General features: G+C 60.0%; 25 protein-coding genes and 1 riboswitch. Of the genes, 8 read left to right on the top strand and 17 right to left on the bottom strand.

Annotated elements, in window-relative coordinates; all coding sequences use genetic code 11:
- Positions 1–29 precede the first annotated feature (29 nt).
- On the top strand, positions 30–857 hold the full coding sequence (locus DW796_RS01930) for a Cof-type HAD-IIB family hydrolase (protein WP_117637539.1): 828 nt from the start codon (positions 30–32) through the stop codon (positions 855–857).
- 343 nt (positions 858–1,200) lie between these two features.
- Here the strand turns inward: DW796_RS01930 and polA are convergent, their stop codons facing one another.
- Positions 1,201–3,945, bottom strand: coding sequence for a DNA polymerase I (gene polA, locus DW796_RS01925; RefSeq protein WP_118094087.1), 2,745 nt, complete (start codon positions 3,943–3,945; stop codon positions 1,201–1,203).
- Between the two features lie 166 nt (positions 3,946–4,111).
- Here polA and DW796_RS01920 point away from each other — a divergent pair, with 166 nt between their 5' ends.
- Both DW796_RS01920 and DW796_RS01915 read left to right on the top strand, forming a co-directional pair.
- Positions 4,112–5,509, top strand: coding sequence for an aminopeptidase (locus tag DW796_RS01920; RefSeq protein WP_118094086.1), 1,398 nt, complete (start codon positions 4,112–4,114; stop codon positions 5,507–5,509).
- A gap of 103 nt (positions 5,510–5,612) precedes the next feature.
- Positions 5,613–6,422 (top strand): YaaA family protein, encoded by an 810-nt coding sequence (locus DW796_RS01915; RefSeq protein ID WP_117817063.1) that lies wholly within the window; start codon positions 5,613–5,615, stop codon positions 6,420–6,422.
- A 40-nt stretch (positions 6,423–6,462) separates the two neighbouring features.
- Here DW796_RS01915 and DW796_RS01910 read toward each other — a convergent pair whose 3' ends face one another.
- Positions 6,463–6,978: a hypothetical protein gene (locus tag DW796_RS01910; protein ID WP_118065216.1), complete on the bottom strand. Its 516-nt coding sequence runs from the start codon at positions 6,976–6,978 to the stop codon at positions 6,463–6,465.
- Between the two features lie 63 nt (positions 6,979–7,041).
- A riboswitch (TPP riboswitch) is annotated at positions 7,042–7,157 on the top strand.
- Between DW796_RS01910 and thiC the strand changes: the two genes are divergently transcribed.
- Entirely contained in the window at positions 7,150–8,484 is a 1,335-nt protein-coding gene (thiC, locus tag DW796_RS01905) for a phosphomethylpyrimidine synthase ThiC (RefSeq protein WP_118094085.1), read from the top strand. Its footprint overlaps the riboswitch before it by 8 nt.
- Positions 8,485–8,663: 179 nt before the next feature.
- Positions 8,664–9,494 carry a bifunctional hydroxymethylpyrimidine kinase/phosphomethylpyrimidine kinase gene (thiD, locus tag DW796_RS01900; RefSeq protein ID WP_118094084.1) on the top strand — a complete coding sequence of 277 codons (831 nt, stop codon included), beginning with the start codon at positions 8,664–8,666 and terminating at the stop codon, positions 9,492–9,494.
- A 145-nt stretch (positions 9,495–9,639) separates the two neighbouring features.
- Here thiD and DW796_RS01895 read toward each other — a convergent pair whose 3' ends face one another.
- The 5 genes from DW796_RS01895 to DW796_RS01875 form a co-directional block, all read right to left on the bottom strand.
- Positions 9,640–10,251: a pentapeptide repeat-containing protein gene (locus DW796_RS01895; protein ID WP_118094083.1), complete on the bottom strand. Its 612-nt coding sequence runs from the start codon at positions 10,249–10,251 to the stop codon at positions 9,640–9,642.
- A gap of 79 nt (positions 10,252–10,330) precedes the next feature.
- Positions 10,331–10,990 carry an SGNH/GDSL hydrolase family protein gene (locus tag DW796_RS01890; protein ID WP_117584214.1) on the bottom strand — a complete coding sequence of 220 codons (660 nt, stop codon included), beginning with the start codon at positions 10,988–10,990 and terminating at the stop codon, positions 10,331–10,333.
- Between the two features lie 78 nt (positions 10,991–11,068).
- The gene (locus DW796_RS01885) at positions 11,069–12,202 is read right to left on the bottom strand and encodes a TIGR02452 family protein (protein WP_118094082.1); all 1,134 of its coding nucleotides are present in this window, start codon (positions 12,200–12,202) and stop codon (positions 11,069–11,071) included.
- A gap of 137 nt (positions 12,203–12,339) precedes the next feature.
- Complete coding sequence (locus DW796_RS01880; protein WP_117794775.1) at positions 12,340–13,035, bottom strand: Bax inhibitor-1 family protein; 696 nt, start codon at positions 13,033–13,035, stop codon at positions 12,340–12,342.
- Between the two features lie 82 nt (positions 13,036–13,117).
- Complete coding sequence (locus DW796_RS01875) at positions 13,118–13,456, bottom strand: hypothetical protein (protein WP_147351590.1); 339 nt, start codon at positions 13,454–13,456, stop codon at positions 13,118–13,120.
- A 249-nt stretch (positions 13,457–13,705) separates the two neighbouring features.
- Between DW796_RS01875 and DW796_RS01870 the strand changes: the two genes are divergently transcribed.
- The 3 genes from DW796_RS01870 to DW796_RS01860 all read left to right on the top strand — a co-directional run bounded on the left by DW796_RS01870 (position 13,706) and on the right by DW796_RS01860 (position 16,257).
- On the top strand, positions 13,706–14,755 hold the full coding sequence (locus DW796_RS01870) for an inorganic phosphate transporter (RefSeq protein ID WP_117734962.1): 1,050 nt from the start codon (positions 13,706–13,708) through the stop codon (positions 14,753–14,755).
- A gap of 67 nt (positions 14,756–14,822) precedes the next feature.
- Positions 14,823–15,446 (top strand): DUF47 domain-containing protein, encoded by a 624-nt coding sequence (locus DW796_RS01865; RefSeq protein ID WP_117734961.1) that lies wholly within the window; start codon positions 14,823–14,825, stop codon positions 15,444–15,446.
- Between the two features lie 217 nt (positions 15,447–15,663).
- Positions 15,664–16,257 carry a nitroreductase family protein gene (locus DW796_RS01860; protein WP_338134614.1) on the top strand — a complete coding sequence of 198 codons (594 nt, stop codon included), beginning with the start codon at positions 15,664–15,666 and terminating at the stop codon, positions 16,255–16,257.
- A gap of 165 nt (positions 16,258–16,422) precedes the next feature.
- Here the strand turns inward: DW796_RS01860 and DW796_RS01855 are convergent, their stop codons facing one another.
- From DW796_RS01855 to DW796_RS01810, 10 genes are all read right to left on the bottom strand, one after another.
- A complete protein-coding gene (locus DW796_RS01855) occupies positions 16,423–17,097 on the bottom strand; it encodes a DivIVA domain-containing protein (protein WP_006234242.1) in 675 nt (224 codons plus the stop codon).
- A gap of 61 nt (positions 17,098–17,158) precedes the next feature.
- A complete protein-coding gene (locus DW796_RS01850; RefSeq protein ID WP_227790178.1) occupies positions 17,159–17,404 on the bottom strand; it encodes a YggT family protein in 246 nt (81 codons plus the stop codon).
- A gap of 57 nt (positions 17,405–17,461) precedes the next feature.
- Positions 17,462–18,184: a cell division protein SepF gene (locus DW796_RS01845; RefSeq protein WP_089571591.1), complete on the bottom strand. Its 723-nt coding sequence runs from the start codon at positions 18,182–18,184 to the stop codon at positions 17,462–17,464.
- A 60-nt stretch (positions 18,185–18,244) separates the two neighbouring features.
- On the bottom strand, positions 18,245–18,982 hold the full coding sequence (locus tag DW796_RS01840) for a YggS family pyridoxal phosphate-dependent enzyme (protein WP_117584221.1): 738 nt from the start codon (positions 18,980–18,982) through the stop codon (positions 18,245–18,247).
- 119 nt (positions 18,983–19,101) lie between these two features.
- Complete coding sequence (locus DW796_RS01835) at positions 19,102–19,959, bottom strand: PhoU domain-containing protein (RefSeq protein ID WP_117584222.1); 858 nt, start codon at positions 19,957–19,959, stop codon at positions 19,102–19,104.
- Between the two features lie 92 nt (positions 19,960–20,051).
- The gene (gene pstB / locus DW796_RS01830) at positions 20,052–20,855 is read right to left on the bottom strand and encodes a phosphate ABC transporter ATP-binding protein PstB (RefSeq protein ID WP_089571588.1); all 804 of its coding nucleotides are present in this window, start codon (positions 20,853–20,855) and stop codon (positions 20,052–20,054) included.
- Between the two features lie 12 nt (positions 20,856–20,867).
- A complete protein-coding gene (gene pstA, locus DW796_RS01825) occupies positions 20,868–21,773 on the bottom strand; it encodes a phosphate ABC transporter permease PstA (RefSeq protein ID WP_055251684.1) in 906 nt (301 codons plus the stop codon).
- A 3-nt stretch (positions 21,774–21,776) separates the two neighbouring features.
- Positions 21,777–22,703: a phosphate ABC transporter permease subunit PstC gene (gene pstC / locus DW796_RS01820; RefSeq protein ID WP_117584223.1), complete on the bottom strand. Its 927-nt coding sequence runs from the start codon at positions 22,701–22,703 to the stop codon at positions 21,777–21,779.
- A gap of 1 nt (position 22,704) precedes the next feature.
- A complete protein-coding gene (locus DW796_RS01815) occupies positions 22,705–23,541 on the bottom strand; it encodes a phosphate ABC transporter substrate-binding protein (protein ID WP_099431531.1) in 837 nt (278 codons plus the stop codon).
- Positions 23,538–24,338, bottom strand: a complete 801-nt coding sequence (locus tag DW796_RS01810; RefSeq protein WP_117584224.1) for a polyphenol oxidase family protein — start codon at positions 24,336–24,338, stop codon at positions 23,538–23,540. The genes DW796_RS01815 and DW796_RS01810 overlap by 4 nt, the downstream gene beginning before the upstream one ends.
- Positions 24,339–24,509 lie beyond the last annotated feature (171 nt).

Raw genomic sequence — 24,509 nt, 5'->3', positions numbered from 1 at the left:
AACAATTTCGAAACGAAAGGCGCGCTTTTATGCAAACTTACGAATCGGACACCAATATCGGAAGCATTAAGATTCTCGCCGTCGACATGGACAAGACGCTGCTCACCGACAAGCGCGTGTTGCCGCAGGGTCTTGATGAGCGCCTGGACAAGCTCGCCGACGCAGGCATCGTATTCTGCCCCGCCAGCGGACGGCCTGCCCCCAAGCTCGAGGAAATGTTCGAGAGCATTAAGAACCGCCTTGCTTTTTGTCCCGACAACGGAGCCTGCGTCATCTATCGCGGCAGCTATATCTATAAGAGCAACATCGATGTGGCGCTGTATCAGCAGGTGCTCGCCCGTGCCTCGGAGGACCCGCGTGCCGTTCCCGTCTTGTGCTGCTACGACGAGTTCTATGTGCTCGCCCGCGACCATCAGTACCACGACGAGATCAGCGTGTACTACAACACGATCAACTACGTCGATAGCTTTGAGGGCCTTGATATCGAGTCCAACAAGATTTCGATCTTCTTCCCCGCCTACGATGCCGAGCCTGCGTTTCGCGAGAACTACAGCCCCGAGTTCTCGGACAAGCTCTACGTCACCAACGCCGGGCGCGAGTGGATAGACTTTATGAACCTGGGCGTCGACAAGGGGTCGGGCGTCGCGCACCTGTGCGAGCAGCTGGGCATTGATATCGCTGATGCCGCCGCCGTGGGTGATACGTACAACGACATCCCCATGCTGGAGCGCGTCGGGCATAGCTTTATCGTGGATAATGCCGAGGAGCACATGAACGCGCACGCCAAATGGCGCATTCCGAGCAACAACGACGGGGGCGTACTGACGCTCATCGACGCCATCCTGGCGGCTCGGTAGCCGTCCCATCGGGCCTGACCGGGCGGCACGGGATAACTTTTCGCTCGGTCAGGTCCTGCGCAAGACGAAAGCCACATTAAGTGGCTTTCTTTGCGTGCGGAATCTACGAAAAGTTAACCCGTGCCGCCCGGCCAGGCCCTAGGTTTACTTTCCTGCCGCCAAGATGGCGTCTTGAGTGTCTAGATACTTAGCTGAAATGATTTGAGCAGAGGGGAGCTCCTTGTTGGGAGGGGCTCCCCTCTGTTTTGGTTACTGTGGGACAAATTAATCAGTAGTGTTTGTCCCAAATCTTAAGTATGTGGGGGCTTGCGTCTTGGGCGAGCTTGCCTTATGGAGTGCTTCCCTATTTCGCGTCGGCCCAGGTTATGCCGGTACTGGCTTCGGCGATCAACGGTACGCGGAGGTCCACTACGTGCTCCATGACGTCGCGGACCATGGCGGTGAGGCGCTCGACTTCGTCGACGGGGCACTCAAAGTCCAGTTCGTCGTGCACTTGCAGGATCATGTGAGCGGCAAAGCCCTCTTCTTCCAGGCGGCTGCTTACGCGGGCCATTGCGATCTTGATGATGTCGGCCGCGGTTCCCTGCATGGGGTGGTTCATGGCCGTGCGCTCGCCAAAACCGCGGAGCTGCGGATTTTTGGCCTTGAGCTCCGGAATATGACGACGGCGGCCGTACATGGTCTCGGCGTAGCCCGTCTGCTTGGCACGTGCCACCACGTTGTCGAGGAACGTGCGCACGCCCGGATAGGCCTCGTAGTAGCGGTCGATCATGTCGCGCGCCTCGGCCATCGAGATGTGCAGCGACTGCGACAGACCGTAGGCCTGCTGACCGTACACGATGCCAAAGTTCACGGCCTTGGCGCGGCTGCGCAGGTCGGGTGTCACCTCGGACACCGGCACGCCAAACACGCGCGCGGCCGTCTCGGCATGGAAGTCCTCGCCCTCGTTAAAGGCGCGCACCAGGTGCTCATCGCCCGAGAGATGCGCCAGCAGACGCAGCTCGATCTGCGAGTAGTCCACCGCCAAAAAGACGCTTCCCGCGCCTGCCGAAAACGCCGTCTTGACGGTACGGCCCAGCTCCGAGCGCGTCGGGATGTTCTGCAGGTTCGGGTCGCTCGAGGACAGACGCCCCGTTGCCGTGATGGTCTGGTTGTACGTGGTGTGCACGCGGCCGTCACCGCGGCGCAGTGGGCCCAGCGTGTCCAGATAGGTGGACTTGATCTTGGACTTCTCACGCCAATCCAAGATCAGACGCACGATTTCGTGGTCACGGGCAAGGTCGCTCAGCACCTTGGCGTTGGTCGAATAGTAACCGCGCTTGGTCTTTTTGAGGCCCTTGGTCGGAAGCCCCATAACGTCAAACAGCACGTGCGAGAGCTGCATGGGGCTGCCGATGTTAAAGGTCTCGTCACCTGCCAGGTCGCGAATGCTGCGCTCGACCTCGGCAATCTGGGTCGCCAGGCCCTCGGACAGACTATGCAGACGGTCGGGGTCTACAAGCATGCCTGCGCGCTCCATCTTGGCAAGCACCGGCACGAGCGGCATCTCGATGCCGTCGAACACGTTGGCAGCGTTCTCGCGGGCCATGCGGTCGCGCAGCGGTGCGACCAGCGCCAGCATCAAGGCCGCCGTGCGAGCGGCGGGCGCAGGAGCATCCTCGCCGGCACCCTCTGCACCGTGCGCCGCAGGCAGCGCCATCTGCAGATAGGTATCGGCCAGATACGCCTCGTCAAACTCGGAGCGGTCGGAATCCAACAGGTAGGCCGCGACCACGGTGTCGAAGATGCGCGTGGAATCGACTGCCAGCGGATCCATAAGCTCGGGCTCGGAAGAATCGATGGGCGAAAGCTCATGCAGTAGAGCCTTCGTATCCGGGCTCGCCACGCGGCCCTCCATAAACAGGCGCGCAAGCACACCGGCAATCACGCCGTGGGCGAAATTGAAGCCATCGACCACGGCAGTGGTACCGCCGTCGCCCTCCTCAAGCGCAAGCAGTCCCTTGGACGTCGCCAGCCACAGCGTGCGCGTCAGGCCAAAAAGCGCGCCCTCCTCCTTGTCATCGTCCACCACGGCGGCAATCCACTCGCCTGCATCAATCACGCGGGAGACCTCAGCCGCAACGGCACCAAGCGCGCCAGCATCGCCGGCGGCTGCGCGCAAAACGGCGGGAATCTCAAACGTGCTGGCAGCTGCCCCGCCCTCGCCGCCGATCAGCGCCAAGAAACGGTTCTGCATGGCGGTGATACCAAGCGTGCCCAGCGCCGCGGAAACCTCATCGGCGGAAAACGCCGGGAAGGACGTCGCCTCAAAATCGAGCTCAACGGGTGCATCGGTGCGGATGGTCGCCACCTTACGGCTCAGCAGCGCGTCGTCGATGTGTGCGCGCAGGTTTTCTCCCATCTTGCCCTTGACCTCGTCAGCATGCGCGATGACCTCGTCAAGGCTGCCGTACTGCGCGATGAGCGCACTCGCCTTTTTGGGGCCGATGCCCGGTACGCCGGGAATGTTGTCCGACGTATCGCCCTTCAGACCGTAAAAATCGGGCACGAGCGCCGGCGTGATGCCGTGATACAGGTCGTCCACGCTCTCGGGCGTCATGATCGCCACGTCGGACAGGCCCTTGCGAGTCGAGACCACGTTGACGTGCTCGGTCACGAGCTGATACATGTCGCGGTCGCCGGTCACCAGCAGCATGTCGCAGCCGGCCTCCTCGCCCAGGCGCGCCATGGTTCCCAGGATATCGTCGCCTTCCCAGCCCTCGGACTGCAAAATGGGCACGTTGAGCGCGGCGAGCAGCTCCTTGATCATGGGGAACTGCGCGTGCAGGTCGGGGTCCATGGGCGGGCGCTGCGCCTTGTACTGCGGCAGCATCTCCATACGCACGCGCGGCTTGCCCTTGTCAAACGCCACGACAACGCCGTCGGGATTAAAGGCATCGATCATCTTGAGGAACATGTTCAGAAAACCAAAGATCGCGTTGGTGGGGCGACCGTCCGGCGCGTTCATGGTCGGCGGCACGGCGTGGAAGGCGCGATGCATGAGCGAGTTGCCGTCGATGACGGCAAAGGTACGGCGCTTTTCAGACATATTGAATACCTCGCTTTGGGCTGGGCACGGTTTGCTCACACCAGTTTACACGCTCCCCGCCCCGCGGCCACCGCACATCAGGCTTCCCTGCCGCCGCGGGCCCGCGCGTGATACGATGGCTCACGGTACATCAACCAGCACGATCGATCCGAAAGGAGCCTGCGTCATGGAGCGTCCCTGCGCATGGAAAAAGTACACGCCACAGCAGATCGAGGAGCTCGAGGAGCTTTGCCGCGGCTATAAGCAGTTTTTGAGTGAGAACAAGACCGAGCGCCTGTGCGTCAAGGCCGGTATCAAGATGGCCGAGGAGGCGGGCTACGTCAATCTGGAGACCGTGATCGCCGAGGGCCGCGCGCTCAAGGCCGGCGACAAGGTGTACGCCGCCAACCACGGCAAGGACCTCATGCTCGTCAACCTGGGCACCGCCCCGCTCGAGCAGGGCTTTAACATCCTGGGCGCCCACGTGGACTCGCCGCGCCTGGACCTCAAGCAGAACCCCGCCTTCGAGGCCGGCGACATGGCTTATCTCGACACGCACTACTATGGCGGCGTCAAGAGCTACCACTGGGTCGCTTCCCCGCTCGCACTCGTAGGCGTCATCTGCAAAAAGGATGGCACCACCGTCGACATCAACATCGGTGACAAGGCCGACGACCCGGTCTTTACCATCTCCGACCTGCTGATCCACCTCTCGAGCGAGCAGATGGCCAAGCCCGCCAAGGACGCCGTCGACGCCGAGATCCTCGACGTGATCGTGGGCGGCCGTCCCGTCAAGTTTGACGAGGACGACAAGGACGCCCCCAAGGAGCCCGTCAAGCAGATGTTCCTGGATATCCTCAAGGAGCAGTACGACGTCGAGGAGGAGGACTTCCTCTCCGCCGAGATCGAGGTCGTGCCCGCCGGCCCCGCCCGTGACATGGGCCTCGACCGCTCCATGATTCTGGGCTATGGCCACGACGACCGTGTCTGCGCCTATCCGTCCATGCTCGCCCAGATCAACGTCGCCAACGTGGAGCGCACGAGCATCACACTCATCGTCGACAAGGAGGAGATCGGTTCCGTGGGTGCCACCGGCATGACGAGCCGCTTCTTCGAGAACACCGTCGCCGAGATCATGACGCTCGCCGGCGAGGATAGCCCGCTGGCCCTGCGCCGCGCGCTCGCCCGCAGCCGCATGCTCTCCTCCGACGTGTCCGCCGGCTTCGACCCGGGCTACGCCGGCAAGTTCGAAACCAAGAACGCAGCCTTTATGGGTCGCGGCCTGTGCTTTAACAAGTACACGGGCAGCCGCGGCAAGGGCGGCTCTAACGACGCCGACGCCGAGTATGTGGCCCTCATCCGCGACATCATGGACGAGGCCGGCGTGGACTTCCAGACCTGCGAGCTCGGTCGCGTCAACGCGGGCGGCGGCGGCACCATCGCATACATCATGGCTAAGTACGGCATGAACGTCATCGACTCTGGCGTTGCCGTCCTGTCCATGCACGCCCTGTGGGAGGTCGCTAACAAGGCCGATATCTACGAGGCCTATCGCGGCTACAAGGCCTTCATCGAGCGCGCGTAACCAACCCTTCATCAGTTGCGGTGAAATACAGACTAAACTGGCCCATAAACGGCCAAAACAGACCGTATTCCACCGCAACTTCCTTTTTGGCAGAGGAGAGTCCATGCTGCAGGTCGTCATTTCGCCCGCCAAGCAGATGTGCGCGGCCCAAGATGCTTTTGAAGTCCTGGGCATTCCACCCTTTGCGCGCGAGACGGCTCGCCTCCACCGCGCACTGCTAGATATCGAGCGGAATGAAGGCAGCGACAGCCTGCAGGCGCTATGGAACGTGAGTGACAAACTGCTGGGGCCTTGCCTCAACACCCTGCATGAGTTCGGGCCCATCCTGAAAAACGGCGATCTCGACAATCCCGCACTCGCCTGTCACCTCTCCCCTGCCGTCATGTCCTACCACGGCATTCAATACCAGAGCATGGCGCCCGAGGTGATGGATTCCGCGCAGCTCGCATGGCTGCAAAGCCACCTGTGGATCCTCTCTGGCCTCTACGGGTGCGTTCGCCCCTTTCATGCCGTCGAACCGTATCGGCTGGAGATGGGCGCGAAGCTCGCCGTTGACGATGCCCGAGACCTCTATGCGTTTTGGAGCGACAAGCTCGCGCGGGCTATCGCCCCGGCAGGCTCAAACACCACGATCGTCAACCTCGCCAGCGTAGAGTACGCCAAAGCCGTTCTGCCCCATCTCGCGGGCGACGCCACGGTCGTCACGTGCCTCTTTGGCGAAGGCATCCGCAACGGCAAGCCCATCCAGCGCTCGACCGCCAGCAAAAAGGCACGTGGTTCCATGGTGCGCTGGATGGCAGAAAACAAGCTCGAGGATGTAAGCGGGCTCACCGCGTTTGACGTTGGTTATCGTCACTTTCCCGAGCTTTCAAATAAGAACACTTTGGTCTTCCTGAACGAACAGACCTTGTAGGACCACCGCTACTTTTGAATGTGCTGCCTAGGCACGGCGTCTATTCCGCCAAGCCGTCGGCTTTGGCAACTTCGTTTGTCGAGCCATTTTGGTAGGTAATCTTAACGTGCTCTACCTCGGACACCGCAACACCCGATGGGGGCTCCAAGCGCCATTCCGTCAGCGCGATATCCATAGTCGTAGGCACGTCGCCCTGATTCTTGAGCTTCACCGTCAGCGTTTTGAGCGCCGCATCATACGTCACGCGTTCGATTTCTTCGCCCGGAATAGACCCGCCGCTCAACTGCAGCTGCACAAACTCGTCGCGCGGATACCAATAGTCGCCCGGCGCGGCAACGGTATTGCCGCCCGTAACCTTCACTGTCATGATCGGCAGGGCATCGTCGGCCTCGAACTCCCATGCAGCGCCGCCGTGACCGCCAAACGTCCAGATACAAAAGGCAATCACCAGCACGGCAAGCACCGCAAAACCAATCGCGACAAGGCCATGGTGCGCACGGCTTTCCTCGGCCGATACATCCCATTGCGTCTCTCGATATAGATGCTTGTCTTCCATGTTCGCCTCCCCACAGGCACGCTCGTTAGGCCAATCGTACCCATTCGAGCTATACTTGAGCCCATTACATAAACGGGGAGCTTGCAGGACAAGACGGCAGGCTGAGACTGGGCGCGCCCGCCCTGACCCGCAAACCTGATATGGGTAATGCCAACGAAGGGAGCCGTGCCAATGAGCACACAGACCGAGCCCAAGCTCGTCACGCAAATCGACTTCGCCCGCGCCGGGCAGATCACGCCGCAGATGAAGGAAGTCGCCGAGCGCGAGCATCGCGACCCCGAGTACATCCGCGAGCGCGTGGCCGACGGCCGCATCGCCATTCCCGCCAACATCGTGCACATCAAAAAAGGCATGCGCGCCTTTGGCGTCGGCGAGGGCCTGTCTACTAAGGTCAACGTCAACCTGGGCATCTCGGGCGATAAAGCCGATGCCGCCGAGGAATGGAAGAAGGTCAAGATCGCCGAGGACTTTGGCGCCGACGCCATCATGGACCTTTCCAACTCGGGCAAGACGCGCCAGTTCCGCCAGCAGCTCATCGACGAGACGCCGCTCATGGTGGGCACCGTCCCCATGTACGACGCCATCGGCTACATGGAAAAGCCGCTGGTCAAGCTTACCAAGGATGACCTGTTCGAGGTCGTGCGCGCGCACGCCGAGGACGGCGTGGACTTTATGACCATCCACTGCGGCATCAACAAGTCGGTCACCAAGACCTTTAAGGAGACCGGCCGCTTGATGAACATCGTGAGCCGCGGCGGCTCGCTGCTGTTTGGCTGGATGGAGGTCACCGGCAACGAAAACCCCTTCTACGAGTACTTTGACGAGCTGCTCGAGATCTGCCACGAGTACGACGTGACGATTTCGCTCGGCGACTCCTGCCGCCCGGGCTGCCTCTACGACTCCAACGACGCCACCGAGACCGCTGAGATGATCGAGCTGGGCAAGCTGTGCAAGCGCGCTTGGGCTGCCGGCGTCCAGGTCATGGTCGAGGGTCCGGGTCACATGGCGCTCGACGAGATCGCCGCCAACATGAAACTGCAGAAGCGCCTGTGCCACAATGCCCCGTTCTATGTGCTCGGGCCGCTGGTGACCGATATCGGCGTGGGTTACGACCACATCACCGCTGCCATCGGCGGCGCCATCTCCGCCAGCTCCGGTGCCGACTTCCTGTGCTACGTGACGCCGGCCGAGCACCTGTGCCTGCCCAACGCCCAGGACGTGCTCGATGGCCTCATGGCCACCAAGATCGCCGCACACGCCGCCGACATCGCCAAGAAGGTACCCCACGCCCGCGACATGGACGACAAGATGGGCCAGGCACGCCGCAAGCTCGACTGGGACTCCATGTGGAAGTGCGCGCTCGACCCGGTCACCGGCAAGAAGCGCTACGAGGAATCCCCCGCCGCCACCGAGGGCACTTGCACCATGTGTGGCAAGATGTGCGCCGTCCGCACCGTCAACAAGGTGTTCGAGGGTACGACGATCGATCTCGGCATGGAGGACTAACTCGTCACCGGAGCCACAATCGCTAACATGGTGTTCGTCAATTGTTGACGTGTGAACATTTGCTTACATTTGCGTAAAGATTGCATCGCCCGCCCGGGTTCGACATAGAAGTCGGCCCGGGCATCTTTATAATGCTGGCTTAAAGACCCATTTGATTCCGACCGAACAAGGGAGCAAACATGGATCGCAGTAAGGTACCTGCCGTCCTGTCCATCGCAGGATCCGATTCCAGCGGTGGCGCCGGCATTCAGGCCGACATCAAGACCATCACGGCGCACCGCCTGTATGCCGAGACGGCCATCACCGCCATCACCGCACAAAACACGCTCGGTGTCACCGCCGTGCAGAATATCTCCCCTGATATCGTCGCTGCGCAGATCGACGCCGTATTTGACGATATCCGCCCCAGCGCCGTCAAGATCGGCATGGTTTCCTCTGCCGAGATTATCGAGGTTATCGCCGACCGCCTGAGCGCCTGGAACGCGACAAACGTGGTCGTCGACCCCGTCATGGTAGCCACCTCGGGCGCACGGCTGATTGCCGAAGATGCCGCCGAGGCGCTCACCCGCCGCCTGTTCCCACTAGCAACCGTCATCACGCCCAATATTCCCGAGGCCATGGCCTTGCTCGACTACGAGGTCGACTCCGAACGCACACAGCAAAATGCTGCCATGCTCCTCACCCGCCGCTTTGGTTGCGCATCCCTCGTTAAGGGTGGGCATCTTGTCAACGAGGCCAACGATGTATTGGCCGAACCCGCGCCACTCGATAACGAAGGCAACCATATGGGCGATCCGCTCACCACGTGGTTCCGCCACAAGCGCATCGAAACCGGCAACACGCATGGCACCGGCTGCACGCTTTCATCCGCCATCGCCTGCGCATTGGCGCAGGGCATGGATCTTGCCGACGCCGTCAACGCCGGCAAGGCATACCTGACAGGCGCTCTGGCCGCCGGCCTGAACATGGGCAAAGGCTCCGGCCCCGTCAACCACATGTGGCAGTACTAAATAGCCAGTAACCTGCCAAAAAGAGACAGGCTACCTTGCACCAAAAACCGTCGCAACATTCGATGAAAATCGTGCAAACGCAAAAAATCATTAAATGTTGCGACGGTTTGATTTTAGATAGCGGTCGAGCAAAGGACCAGAGCGCCTATTCGTCGGCGAGTTGAATTCCCAACAAACCCGAGAGTGCCAGCGCCTGCTCGGCATTGACCGTCAAGCCACGCAACTCATGGTAATCGCCCGAAACAACGGGCGCTGCAAATGTACAGCGCGACACATCAACGCCGGAAAGCGACGTCTTGAACACATCAACACGCGTCAGGTCACAGCCATCCAGGCGTATCTGACCCAGCTTGGCACCCTGAAACGCAGCCTCTCTCAGACGTGTATCGCATGCTGTCATAGGGCCAATGCGTCCCTCCGAAAGGTTCGCATAGCTCAAATCGCACGATCCAAACGACACGCTCGACAGGCGCGCCTTGAGCAAGTTGAGCCCCGGTGCCGAGCAGTCAACGAAGTCACAGCGGCTGAGCCAGCAGCCTTCCATGTTGCAGCGGATAAAGCGGCAACCGCGAAACACCACGTCGCGAAACGTCGAGCCGTTCCAGTCAACGCTATCGAACTCGCAAGATCGGAACACAACGCCATCGAAGGTCGCGCCGTTCGCCACGTCGTAGGCAAGATCCAAATCCTCAAAAGCGGTATTGGAGACGAGCTCATCGCCCTCGGCAAAGAGGTCGATGAGCTCGTCCATGCCCATATGGCAGCCAATCCGTTCGTTTACCCGGGCAAAACCACCGCAAAGGTGCCTGTCCCCTTTGCGGTGGCTTGGGGTCGCGCTACTCACCGAGCATCTCTTGGAGCTTGGCTGCCACGGCATGTCCCAAGCTCTCGTGGCTTTCGGGCATCATATGCAGATAGTCGATATCGCCCGGCTCGGCAAACTCGGCGGCATTCAAAAAGTCGCAGCCAAACTGCTCGGCCACGTGCGCATAGTACTCGCCAAAATGTTCAGATGCCTCGACGGAACGCTCGTCAAAATCGGTCATATATACATCGGCGATCTGCGGCTTGATCTTGATAGGAGCCATCAGCAGGATGCGCGGGCAAGGCGCAGCGTCGGTCCACGGAAACGCGCGGACGGCGCGAATCAGCGCCATGGCGCCACGGGCGATATCGGAAGCTGTCACGTTAAAGACCGTCTTACAGTCGTTGGTGCCCAGCATGATCACAATGGCGTCCAGCGGCTTATGGGCCTCGAGCAGCATCGGAAGCGCGCGAATGCCGTTGAGGTTAGTGTCCAGATGGCACATGTCGTCGCGTACCGTCGTGCGGCCGTTGAGGCCTTCTTCAATTACATGCCAGCCCTCGCCTAAGTCACGTTGGACCACGCCACACCAGCGCACATCCTGCGCATAGCGCACCGCGGTACCGTCGCGCATGCCCGCCGGATCGTAACCATAGGTGTTGCTGTCACCAAAGCACAGAACGTTTTTCATCGTAAGCTCCCCACTCAATAAAAAGCCGACAGGAGCAGCCTCTCCCGTCGGCTCGGTATATCGCATCACGAGCACCGTTTACAGGTACTTGCGCCAGTCGTCGTCATCCTCGTCATCCTCGGCAGCGGCCTGAGCCTGCTCGGCGGCACGGGCGGCTGCGGCGCGGGCGGCAACCTGAGCATAGGACTCCTCGTTTCGCTCGGGGAAGTTTGCCAGCACGTGCTCGAATTTGGCGAAGTCCTCGTCCCAGCGCGTAGAGGGCACGGCAAAGAAGACCTGCTTGACCTTGAAGTCGCCCGATGCGAGCTCCTTGCGGAAGAGCTCGGCCACGGCCTCGGCATCAAAGCCGTTGTTGTCGCAGCCCCATGCGCCCAGCACGAGCTTCTCGCGACCCAACTCGTCGCAGATGGCGAGCACAAAGCGAATGCGGTCGCGCAGGGCATCCAGCAGAGCATCATCGCTCACGCGATACTCCTGGCGGGCGCGCTTAACGTTGGGCGCGGCGGCCACGATCACGTCGGCGTATGCATGCACGTGGTTGCGGTCGAAGCGCACCGCAGGCACCACTAGGGCACGGTTACGATAGAGCTCGCAGTTGATGTTGCGGCGACGGTTCTCGCCGTACCACTTACGCTGCCTATCGAGAACGTTGTACAGATACGAATCGGCGCACAGCGTGGCCTCCTGGCCCAGATAACCCTGAATATATCCACCGCCCGGATTGGTAAACGAGGCAAAGGCGAGCACGGCCATGTCGCAGAACTGCGCATAGCCGCGACCGTTATCGAGGATTGCCTGCGTGGCGGAGGCATCAAGCACAGTGACCTCGGGCAGGACCGGAGCGGGCTCCTCAGCAGGCGCGGACTCAGCTTCGGCGATTTCCTCGGCAGGCTCCTCGACGGGCTCGGGCGCCGCCTCGGTCTCGGGCGCTGCCTCGACCTCGGCAGTCTCCGCGTTCTCGACGTCCTCGGCGACCTGCTCTTCGGGGGCCACAGCACTCTGAACCTTGGCCTTCATCGCCGCGACAAAGCCGGCAGGCATACCGTCAAACTCGCGCACGCCGGCAAGCGAGCGCTCGATATCCTTGGCACACGCCTCGGACACAGTTGCCACGTGACGCTCGGCGGCCTTGGCACGGGCCTCGCGCTTGGGGTTGGGCTGCCCTGCGCGGCCGGTCCTGCGGTTACGGTTCCTGTTGTCGACGTCTGCCATAAGTGGTCACCTTTCCTGTCGCTGCCGTTATCGGCTTTTCCCATCCATGATACCCCGCCGCGTACAAAAAAGACGGCCCCGAAGGACCGCCTTTCGCATTGATTTACGCGCGCGGCAAGCACCGCTGCAACTCGCCGCTAGTCGCGACGACCAAGGATATTCAGGATGCGCAGGAACACGTTGATGATATCCACGAACAGGTTGGACGCCATGAGCACGGCGTTGGGCAGCGTGGGCGGCACCGTCGTGGCCACATAGGTGTCATAGCCAATAAAACCGGCGAACACCACGATTACGATCAGGTCGGTAATAGACTGCGAAACACCCATAAACATCAGCACGATCTCGACCAGGATCGTGGCAAGCAGAACGCCAAAACCGATGCCGTACACGCGCTGGAAGAACTTGGGGAAGGTCACGCCCAGCGCGCCAAAGACAAAGGTGATGGCGGCGGTGGCGATAAAGGCGGTGTTGATGGTGGGCAGGTCGTAGTTGGCAAGGCCAAACGACGCGGTCAGGCCAAAGGTGCTCGCAAAGATCACGTAACCCGTGAGCGACAGGCCCACAGACTGCTTGCCCGCGGCAGCCGACATCATGACAATGCCGACGATGGTCAAAATAAACGAGCCAAAGACCAGCGGCAAAGCGGCGCCGCTCATCATCATGCGGGCAAACGCCATGGTGCTCGTAAAGTAGGCGCCGGCACCCATGGCGCAAAAGCCCAAAAAGATCAGGGCGGACATGACAAGGTTGTACGCACGCGGCGACATCTCCTTGGCACGGCTTGCACCGGTCTCGATGGGGCCGTTCTGATAGCCCTGGATATCATTCATGCTTTCGTCCTTTCAGATAGCGCCGCGACAGCAGCGCCTTAAGCGACAAGATTTCTGCCATTGTACCCAAATGCCACACGTTTTACCTGCGGCGCCCACCCTCGAGCGTGCAGTCAAACGCCCAGACCCACCAACGCATCACGTGGGTCTGCAAGCCGTCCGGCCGTTCGCGCGCCTGGTCCTCCAGATACAACTCGGTCGCATGACCGCCAAAACGAACCTTATAGGTTGCCGTACGAATGCCGTGAACCGTCAGGCCAAACCCAGTGGTCGAGACAATCTCGTCAATCGTAAAGCAGCGACCGTCAACCCAGCAGACGGTGACCGGCACGACTTGTCCGCCCGCGAGGATGCGAGCCACGACGTCCACATACTGCTTGTGCACGCGCCGAGTTTTGCCATCTGTCTGTCGATATTCCATGCCCCTATTATCGAACGCATGTTTGCATATTGTAAAGCGAACAGGCTGTGGTTTTGGCGTGTCGGACCGCATGCGCACGTCCGCACGACGTGTTAGCAAAAAGAACACCGGAGGTCAACAGGGCTGATATTTAATTTTAGTACCCAAAAATTCACTTCTCCCATCAGAACTCGGTAAAGAAACCCGCAGGAGGTGATACGATTTATCATGTTTTTGTAACGTTTCTGCAAACTTCGAGAAAGCCCATATATGGACGTAACGTTCTCAACCTTCCTCGGCCAACTTGTGTCGAACCCAGTCCTTGCCGTCACCGTGATTCTCGCGCTCGGCGCCATCTTCGTCAACGGATGGACCGACGCGCCCAACGCCATCGCGACCTGCGTCACTACGCGTTGCATGCCCGCCCGCGCTGCCATTCTCATGAGCGCCGCATTCAACTTCCTCGGCGTGCTCATCATGACGCACTTTAACGCGAGCGTCGCCAACACCATCTCACATATCGTCGACTTTGGCGGAAATAGCACCATGGCGCTCGCGTGCCTGTGCGCGGCGCTGTTCTCCATCGTCGTCTACGGCGCCACAGCGTCGCGTTTTGGCATCCCCACCTCGCAAAGCCACAGCCTTATCGCCGGCCTGACCGGTGCCGCTATCGCCCTCGGCGGCGCGAGCAGCGTCAACGTCCACGAGTGGATGAAGGTCATCTACGGCCTGGCGCTCTCCATCGGCCTGGGCTTTGTCATGGGTTGGGTCCTGTGCAAGCTCGTCTCGATTCTTTTTGCCGCCGCCAACAGGCGACGTGCCAACGTCTTCTTTAAATACGCTCAGATCGCGAGTGCCGCGGCCATGAGCTTCATGCACGGCGCGCAGGATGGACAGAAGTTCATCGGCGTGCTCTTTTTAGGCGTGGCCTTCGCCAACGGCCAGACGAGCGTCGGCGATGCCGGCATCCCCATCTGGATTATGCTGCTGTGCTCGGCCACTATGGGTATCGGCACCAGCGTGGGCGGCGAGCGCATCATCAAGTCCGTCGGCCAGAGCATGGTTAAGCTCGAGAAGTATCAGGGTTTCTCTGCCGACCTCGCGGGCGCCGCGAACCTGCTACTTGCCACCCTTACCGGCATCCCCGTGTCATCCACGCACATCAAAACCTGCGCCATCATGGGCGTCGGCGCCGTCAAGCGCCTCTCAGCCATCAACTTCGGCGTCGTCAAGGACATGATGTTCACCTGGTTCTTCACCTTCCCCGCTTGCGGACTCATCAGCTTTTTCATGGCCAAGCTGTTCATGATGTTCCTCTAGTCAAACCGAGTGTCCATCCGGACCGCAACACTTCGCCTACCCGTCTTCGCCTCGAAAGGACCCACCCATGGCAAAGAAACCCAATTCGTTCTACTTTGACAACTACGTCGCCTGCGCCGACCTCGCCGTCCAGGCCGCCGAGCTGCTTACCCAGATTTTTGAGAACTTCGATCCCGCGAAGATTCACGATATGCTCGAGGAGATGCATGCCATTGAGCATGCGGCAGACAAGAAGCACCACGAGCTTGAAGACGCCCTGCTCACCGCCTTTATCACCCCGCTCGAGCGCGAGGATCTGAATCTGATGAGCTGCTCACTCGACACCGTGCTCGACCGCATCGAGGGCGTCGTGCAGCGCGTCTACTTCACCAACATTCAGAGCATCCATCCCGACGCCATCGTCATCGCCCACAAGGTGACCGACGCTTGCCGCGCCATGAAGGACCTGATGGTCGAGCTGCCCAACTACCGCAAGTCCAAAACGCTGCGCGAACTGGTCATCCAGATCAACACCATCGAATCCGAGGCCGACGAGCTCTACATCAACGCCATGCGCAACCTGCACGTTAACGGCAAGGACCCGCTCGAGGTCATCGCCTGGCGTGACGTATATGCCTTCCTGGAGTACTGCGCCGACTGCTGTGAGAATGTGGCCGATGTCGTGGATTCGATCGTCATGAAGAACAGTTAATTGGGGGTACGTGTCCCGGCGGCGAAGGGCCGGCCACGGTTTGCTTTCTCACTCCGGCTGCTTTGCAGAGTCGTTCGAAAGTAAACCGTGGCCGGCCCTTCGCCTTACGTACCACCATTGGGAACTTTGGCTGATACTTTGAAAGCGATGGGGCTTTTGTTAGCAGGGCCTTTGGGCCCGGTTGGGAACTTTGGGACCGCCTCAAACGTTTGGCTGGATGGTGCTTTGGGTACCCTTTATTTTGCTTTGGATCGATTCGTTGACTTTGGAGGGCTTGGTTATGGGTTATTTGGATTTGGCTCGTGGTCGGTATTCTTGTCGTTCTTTTGAGGATCGGGCTGTGGAGCAGTCGGTGGTGGATGCTGTTGTTGAGGCTGGGCGGATTGCTCCTTCTGCTTGTAATAATCATCCTTCTCGTGTGATGGTGTTGGATACGCCTGAGCTGTTGGAGAAAGCCGCTGCCTGTCAGCCTCGGTTTGCTCGTGATGGGTCTATCTTTGGGGCTCCGCTTGTCTTCCTCATTTGCAGCGTTACCGATGATGCTTGGGTGCGCCCGTATGATCAGATGAATTCCAGTGAAATCGATACGTCCATCGTGTGTGATCAGATGATGATGGAGGCCACCGAGCAGGGCCTGGGAACGTGCTGGGTGTGCCATTTTAAGCCCGAGGTGGCCCGTGAGCAGTTCGACCTGCCCGAGGGTGTCTATCCCTATCATATGCTCGTCTGTGGCTATCCTGCCGACCATATCGCCGACCCCGAGCATCGAGAGGCTCGCACCATTCCCCTCTCCGACTTCCTCCTCAAGTAGATTTTTGGGACATGCCTTAAAATCTACCTTCTACCACGCGCCCTTCGCCGAGTTCTGCGCCACCGCATCCAGAGCTCGGCGTTTTGTTTTCCAACCCGCATGCATCCAAAAAAGGAGCCCACTAATGCGAGCTCCTCTTACGGACACTAGATTGTAGTTCTGGTGCTAGTCCAGGTCGTCGGCGGCAAAGTTGTCGATCGGGGCGAAGGGATCGGCCACGGGGACAACCGGGTCAGCGACGGGCAGCGGCTCAGCGGGAACAGTCACCGCAGGAGAAGCGGCAGAACCGACCGGCGTGGAGGCCATGAGGTCGGCCGGGAAGGAGTTCTGGGCATCGTCCATGAAGTGCTGGATGAGCTTGAGGTACTCGGCCTTGAACTCCTCGCGGGAAGCCTTGAGACGATCGATTTCCTCGAGCTCGGCCTGCTTCTCGGTCAGAGCCTGGCGGATAACCTCGCGGGCCTTAGCGTCAGCCTCGTTGCGGATACGCTCAGCGTTCTCGTTGGCATCGTTGACGATGGTCTCAGCGGTCTGCTGGGCAGCGATCAGGGCAGCGGAAATCTGGCGCTCCTGAGCGGAGAAGTCAGGGGCGGGAGCAGCCACGGGGGCGGCAGGAACGGCTTGGGCGGTGGCATCCTGAGCCTGGGCAAGCTGAGCCTGCGCATCGGCAAGCTGCTGCTCGGTAGCAGTCAGGCGACCCTTAAGGTCGACGATCTTAGCGAGCATAGCGTCAACCTCGGAGGACAGCGTCTCCAAGAAGACGTCGACCTCGGCGGGATCGTAGCCACGCTTGGCCTCAGAGAAAGTCTGAGCCTGGATGTCTGCAGGGGTAATAGCCATAACAAGTCTCCTTTTTCATCGCCTCGGCGCTACACGCCCGACGTAAGTTACTAAGTCAGTTCTATACGAGTATACCTATAAGAAGCTGCAGAACCAGCCTCTGCACCAACTGCAACGCAATAATCGCAACGACCGGCGAAAAATCGATACCGCCCATCGGCGGGATGAAACGACGGAACAGGTTGAGCCACGGACCGCACACGCTATCGAGCACCGCAGCAATATCCTGAAGCAAACCACCCTGCTTCATGGGAATCCACGTCATAAAGCAGTAGACGACAATGAGCGTGGAATAGAAGTTGAACAGCGTGTTGACCAGCTGGACGATAGTGTAGATGTTGATGGGAATCTCCTCGTCTTGTCTTTACTTAAGGTAGCCGTCGGCACGAAGCTTCTTGAGATCGGAATCTTTGACCTCGCAACCGGCGGGCAGCACCATGAACACGCGGTCGCCCACCTCCTTGACCGTGGCGCCCAGACCGCAGGCAAAGCCGTAAGAGAAGTCCAAGACGCGCTTGGCAACTTCGGTGCGTACGCCCACAAAAATCAGTGCGACAGGCTGCTTGGTGCGAACGCGGCGCACCACGGTCTCCACGTCGTCATAGCTCTCGGGGCGCAGGACATAGGCCGGCAGCTGCGGCGTGGCGTTGATGATATTGCTCGCATAGGCCGAGGCATCGCTCGGTGCAGGCGCGGGTGCAGCGGCGGCACGGGCGCGGGTGTTCTCGGCGTAGCTCGACGGCGTGTCATAGGCACCAGGACGATAACCGCTCGCAACGCTGTCCTGCGAGCGCGAAGGCGGGTTATACGTCGTGGCATGGCGGGAGTCATCGCCGACCAGCTGACCGGAGCGCGTATACACGGCAACCGACTCAGCTTCACCGCGGCGCGTCTGACCAAGCAGGCCGTTGCTCGGCTCGTCTTGGGTGTAGAAGCCCTCGCCCGAAGCACCGCCGTAGCCGTTGCCCTGATAACTATCGTCATAGCCGTCATCGTAGCCGTAGTCGTCGTCCTGGCCATAACCCTGGTCGTAACCCTGCTGGCCGCCCAGGTGCATCTTATTTTTAATCTCGTCAAGGAAGCCCATGGTTGTGTCCTCTCGCGGTTTAGTGCAGGCGCCCCGATAATCAGTGCGCACTTCAGAGCCTTATTTTACTGCAAACTCCGGGCTAAATACTACCCTGCCCAGGCGAACGAGCGTAGAGCCCTCCTCAAGGGCAGGCTCAAAGTCCTCGCTCATGCCGCAGGAAAGCTCAGGCAGGTTCAAATCGGGATGCGCCGCCTCCAGCTCATCCCTCAGCTCACGAAGCCCCGCAAAGGTGCGGCGTGCCACATCCTTATTCCCCCGGGGCGCCATAGTCATAAGCCCCTGCACGCAAATTCCCTCAAGTTCCGCAAGCTCACCCGCGGCGGCGCGAATCTCATCGGGCGAAAAGCCTCCCTTCGACTCCTCACCACTCACATTGACCTCAATGAGCACACGCTGGGGGCCGGCGAGCTCGCCTGCCTCAATCTTGCGGACAGCACGGCTCGAGATCGCCTGCGCCAGATGCAGCGAACCCACCGAGTGAATCAGCTCGGCTGAGCCCAGCACCGCATTGATCTTATTGGTCTGCAGGTTGCCGATCATATCGAAGCGCACCTCGGGCAGCTCCGGATGCTCCGCCAGACCCGTGAGCTTGCGAACCAGCTCCTGCGGGCGGTTCTCGGCAAAATGGCGATACCCCGCCTGGATGGCGGCAACGGTCTCATCGACACCAACGGTCTTGGACACGGCAATGAGGCTCGCGGCGTCGTGGGGACGGCCTGCGCGATCGAGCGCCGCATAAAAACGTTCCAGAATCTGCTCGCGGCGAGCGCGCATCAAGTCCAAATAGTTATCCATTGCCAATCGCCTCCGCTGACGGCCAAACAAGTAGTCCCATGCTAACGCAAGAGCGCGGCCCCGCATGTGCAAGGCCGCGCTCACTTAGGTATTTACAATCTTTCGACGAACGGGATTACTTACTCCTCGTCGTCCTCGTCATCGTCCTCGTCCTCAAGATGATCGAGCAGGTAGCGAAGTCCCTCGCTGACCTCGTTAACGGGCACCTTGGCAACGTAGCGCGCATCGACGGCGGGCCTCATGATGACGCCCTCGCCCGAAGGCACGCGCATGCTCTCGAGCTCGTCCTCGTCCGTGCGGGCGATATCGCCGGCATTCATGCGCTGACCAGTCAGCAGGAAGGTCAGGCGGCAGGCGGCATCGATGGAAATCGAGGCGATGCGATCGAGGTAGCGCGAAACCATGATGGCGCGGCGCAGGTCGTCATAGTTGCTGTCGTCGTCCATAAAGTCGCCCGTATCCATACGGTTAAAGGTGCGGAAGAACTTCTCGTAGGCGGCGTGCACTGGCTCGTCCTCGACGGCCAAGTTGCAGATGATGGACATGTCGTTGGTGACGAGCGCAGAAAGCGAAGAGCCCAGCACCTGGTAGACGGCCTCAGCCTCGGCCTCGACCGTGCCGACAAGCTCCTTGGGCAGCGAGATGTCGGCCTTGATCATATGACGCGTGGCACGGCAGATCTGACGGACCTTATCGGTCATGCGTTGCAGGTTAAAGTCGACGTAGATGATCGTCTGAAGCAGGCGGAAGTCGGAGGCGACCGGTGACTGCGTGGCAATCAGGTTGTAGCAGACGGCCTCCAGGTTGGCGCAGCGTGCGTCAATCGAAAGCGTGCGCTTCTTGGTCTTGGTGGCGAGCTTGCGGTCGTCGGTCACATAGGCCTTAACGGCATCGTGGAGGGCCAGATCGACGGCCTCGTAGATGCTCAGCATCTCGTGGCGGGCCTCGATGAGCTGACGGGAAAACAGTTTACGCATGGTTCACTCCAATCAGTTGGGTGCGGTCATGCCGCCCGCACAGTGAATACGCACCGGACCAGGTCCGATCGGCTTGGGACTAGTCGCACCGATCAGCCAAAGCGGCCGGTGATATAGTCTTCCGTCCGCGAGTCCACCGGGCTGGTGAAGATCGCGTCGGTTTGACCATACTCGATGAGCGTGGCAGGCTCACCGGCAACTTCCTGCAAGAAGAATGCGGTGTAGTCGCTGATACGAGCTGCCTGCTGCATTGAATGCGTGACGATGATGATCGTCATCTCGGGCGCCAGCTCGGCCATCAAATCCTCGACCTTAGAGACGGACGTGGGGTCGATGGCGGAGCAGGGCTCGTCCATCAGGAGGACATCGGGTTGCACCGCAAGCACGCGCGCGATGCACAGACGCTGCTGCTGACCGCCCGAGAGCGCCAAACCATCCTTGTTGAGCTGATTGGATACCTCTTTCCAGAGGTTGGCGCGCTTGAGCGATTCTTCCACGATGTCATCGAGGTCGCTTTTGCTAGTCACGCCCTGCAGACGAGGGCCAAAGGCGACATTCTCGTAGATGGATTTGGGAAACGGGTTGGGCTGCTGAAAAATCATGCCCACGCGGCGACGGAGGTCGACCGGGTCGACGCCCTCGGCATAGATATCGTTGCCGTCGAGCGTCATGGTGCCCTCGACGCGCGTACCCTCGATCAGGTCATTCATGCGGTTGATGCAGCGCAAAAACGTCGACTTGCCGCAGCCCGAAGGGCCAATGAAGGAGGTGATGGCGTTTTTGGCGATGTTGAGGTCGAGCCCCGTCAGCGCATGAAAGTCACCGTACCAAAAGTTGAAATCCTTGGCCGTAATGGCCGCTTGCTCCAGCGTGGGAGCGGACTGATAAACGGACATGGGACTCCTTAACTAGCGACGCTTGCGCGACAGGAAGCGCGCAAACAGGTTGAAGGCCAGAATGATCACCATCAGCAAGAGCGCGGTGCCGTAGGCTGCGTTCATGTTGATGCCGTCGTTGGCAAGCAGGTACAGGTGAACGGTCATGGGGCGGCCGGAATCGAGCGGCGAGATAGGTAGATTGATGGCCTGGCCCATGGTGTAGAGCACCACGGCGGTCTCGCCAATGGCACGGCCGATGGCAAGGACAATGCCCGTGGCAATACGGCCAAAGGCAGAAGGAAGCACGATCTTGGAGACAACCTGCCACTTGGTGGCGCCCAGGCCATACGCGCCCCAACGGATATAGCGCGGAACGGCGCGAATGGCCTCTTCGGTGGTGCGCATGACGATGGGAAGCATCAAGAGCGCAAGCGCCAGAGCGGCCGAGACCATCGAAAGGCCCAGACCCATAGCCTCGACAAACAAGGCGTAGCCAAACAGGCCCATAACGATGGAGGGCACCGAGGCCAAAGCGTCAGCAGCGTAGCGAATGAGCTCGACGATCTTGCCCTGCTTGGCGTACTCGGCCAGATAGACGGCTGCCAGCACAGCGATCGGCGTGCAGATAAGCATGGCGAGCGCCGTCACATAGACGGTCGAGACGATCGTGGGCCAAATACCGCCCTCGGCGTTGACGCCCTGGGGCCAACCGAAGATAAAGTCGAGCGAGATATGCGGCAGGCCGTTAATGACCACATAGGCAATGATAGCGACCAGCACCAGCGTGGTGATGTAGGCAGCCGCGCGGAATACGCCGAGCATGATCTTGTTGGACAGGTCCTTGTTGATGCGACCCTTCTTGCCGTGGGAAAGGGCACGCTTGATGCGCTCGCGCGACGAGGTCGTATCGACCGTCGTGTCAACGGAATCGGACATAGCCTACCCCCTCTTCTTCTTGGAAACCAGGCGGACGATGCCCACCAGCGTGGCGGAAATGATAAACAGGACCACGCCCATGCCGAACAGCGCCGAGCGATGCAGACCCGAGGAATAGCTCATGTCGAGCGCAATCTGGCTCGTGAGCGTCGAGATGGGGCTCGCAATGCTGTCGGGAATAACCGGGGCGTTACCCACGACCATGAGCACGGCCATGGTCTCGCCGATGGCACGGCCCATACCCAGCACGATGGCATCCACGATACCCAGCTTGGCGGCAGGTAACACGACCTTATAGATAGTCTGCCACTTGGTGGCGCCCATGGCATACGATGCCTCGCGAATGCCCATGGGAATGGAATTGAGAGCATCGATGGTAAGCGTCGTGATGGTGGGCACGATCATAATGGCGAGCACGAACCACGCCGTCAGCGCGCCAAAACCAAGACCGCCGGTCAGTTGTGCGATAAACGGGCGGATGATGATCATGCCAAAGAAGCCATAGATGATAGAAGGGATGCCGGCCAACAGGTCAACGGCAGGGCTGATGAGCTTGCGCACGCGCTTGCTGGCGATCTCGACCAGATACACGGCCGTGCCCACGCCTAGGGGCACACCCATGGCGAGTGCACCGACGGTCACCAGACCCGAGCCGGCAAGCAGCGACACGATGCCGTAGTGACCCTCAGAGGGCGCCCACGTAAAGCTAAAGAAGTCCGCCAGACCGATGTCGGTAAAGACGGGCAGCGCCGAGTACGTGGTAAAGACAAAAATCAGGATGACGGTAACGACCGCCAAGAACGCGCAGGCAAAGAAGATCCACTGCAGCGCCTTCTCCTTGATATAGGTACTGCGCGATACGAGCGCCAGCTCGCGCTTCTTGGGCGTCTGAACATTCCGCTCAGTCTGGGAGTTTTCCTGTGCTTCCATGCTACTCACTCCCCTTCTCGTCGTTGGTGACGGGGATAAAGCCCGCCTCGCGAATCTGCTTGTCCATCTTTTCGGACGTCACATAGTCGATGTAATCCTGCGCCTGCTGCGAAGGCGCACCCTTCACAAAGAAGTAAAGGTCGCGTGAGATGGGATAGCCGCCGCTCGCGACCGTCTTCTCGGACGCCTCAACATGATTGACCGAGACGGCCTTGACCGAGGTCTTGGCGTTGAGGCTATCGACAAAGCCCAGCGAAATGTAGCCAATGGCACCGCGCGAACGAGATACCACGTCGCGCACCTGGCCCGTGCCCGAAAGAACGGCGGAGCGGCGATCGAACGGGGTGCCGTCCATCACGATGGTGCGGAATGCTTCACGCGTGCCAGACGCCTCGTCTCGGTTGATGACCTGAATCTTCAGGTCCTCGCCACCGACCTCTTTCCAATTAGTAATCTTGCCGGCATAGATATCGCGGAGCTGCTCGGTCGAGAGGTTATCGACCGGGTTATCGTCGTTCACGATGACCGCGATACCGTCGTGGGCAATGACGATGGGAGTCAGGCCCAGATCCTGTTCGTCGGCATTGAGTCCACGGGAGGAGCTGGCGATATCGGCCGTGCCAGCGCTGACGGCTTCGATGCCAGCGGAAGAGCCCAAACCGGAAACGAGCACGTCGATGCCGGTCTCCTCCTTAAAGCCCTCTGCCGCAATCTCGGCGATAGGAAGGCAGGTCGTGGAGCCGGCCACGGTAATGGAAGAGGTAGAAGATCCCGAAGAACAGGCGCACAGCGTAAGCGTAAGCACAGCGGCGCTCAGGACCGATACGATCTTTCTCATAGCATCACGCCGATCGCAGCATGGCGCCCACAGGTGCCGTCCTCGTTACGGTAGGAATAAAAGCGGTCGTTCTGACGCACAGTCGAAAGCTGGGTATCCACGATATTATCCGCGTCCACACCGATATCTACCAACGCCTCACGAATGGCGGCAGATAGATCGAGCATGCGAGAAGCGCCCGCATCGATGCACGAAAACTCGGCGGCAAAGCGGTCCATGAGTTCCTGGGATACCTCATATTCGTCAGCCAAGATATGGGGGCCGATATAGGCGGAAACGTCGCTCGCATCGCAGCCGGCAGCATCGCAAAGCGCCTGGCACGCCTTGGCAGAAATACGTGCAATCGTGCCCTTCCAACCGGAGTGCACCACGGCAAATCCGCCAGGGGCCACCAGCACCACGGGAACGCAGTCGGCAAAGCAGAGCAGCACGGGCACGTCATGAGCCGTACAGACGATGGCATCGCAGCCCTCGGCAATCTGCTCGCGAACAGCCTCAAGATCGTCGGCACCGTTCGAAGTCACCGTAACGATATGGTCACCATGTACCTGATTGGGCACGAGCAGATTATGCTCACACTCAGTGGCGCCCATAGCTTCGAGCGCTCGACGACGATTTTCTTGAACAGCAAAGGGGTCATCGCCTACATGCGAGCCCAGGTTGAGCGAGGAGTACGCATCTTCAGAAACGCCACCGGTGCGCTCGGTAAAGGCAAAGCGGACATCGGATGTCGCGCCCTCCACCAACGTAACTCCATCATGGTCGACACGCGAAACGTTGTCCGCACGTGCTGCCATACTAAAGCCTCCTAATAACACAAGTACCGCGGCGTCGCCGCGCAGTCCGCGTTTATACGGCTGTCATACTTCCTTAAAAGGATACCCGCAGCGGTAGGGACCAAACGTAAAGGGAACGTAAGGAGATTGGAGGCTTTCGTTTACAAACGAGAAACAAAACGGGGTGCATCC

Origin of the sequence: Collinsella sp. AM31-2AC, assembly GCF_003469285.1 — a bacterium.
In the GTDB taxonomy this organism is placed as follows: Bacteria; Actinomycetota; Coriobacteriia; order Coriobacteriales; family Coriobacteriaceae; genus Collinsella; species Collinsella aerofaciens_AT.
This window is presented reverse-complemented; position numbering and strand designations above follow the sequence as displayed.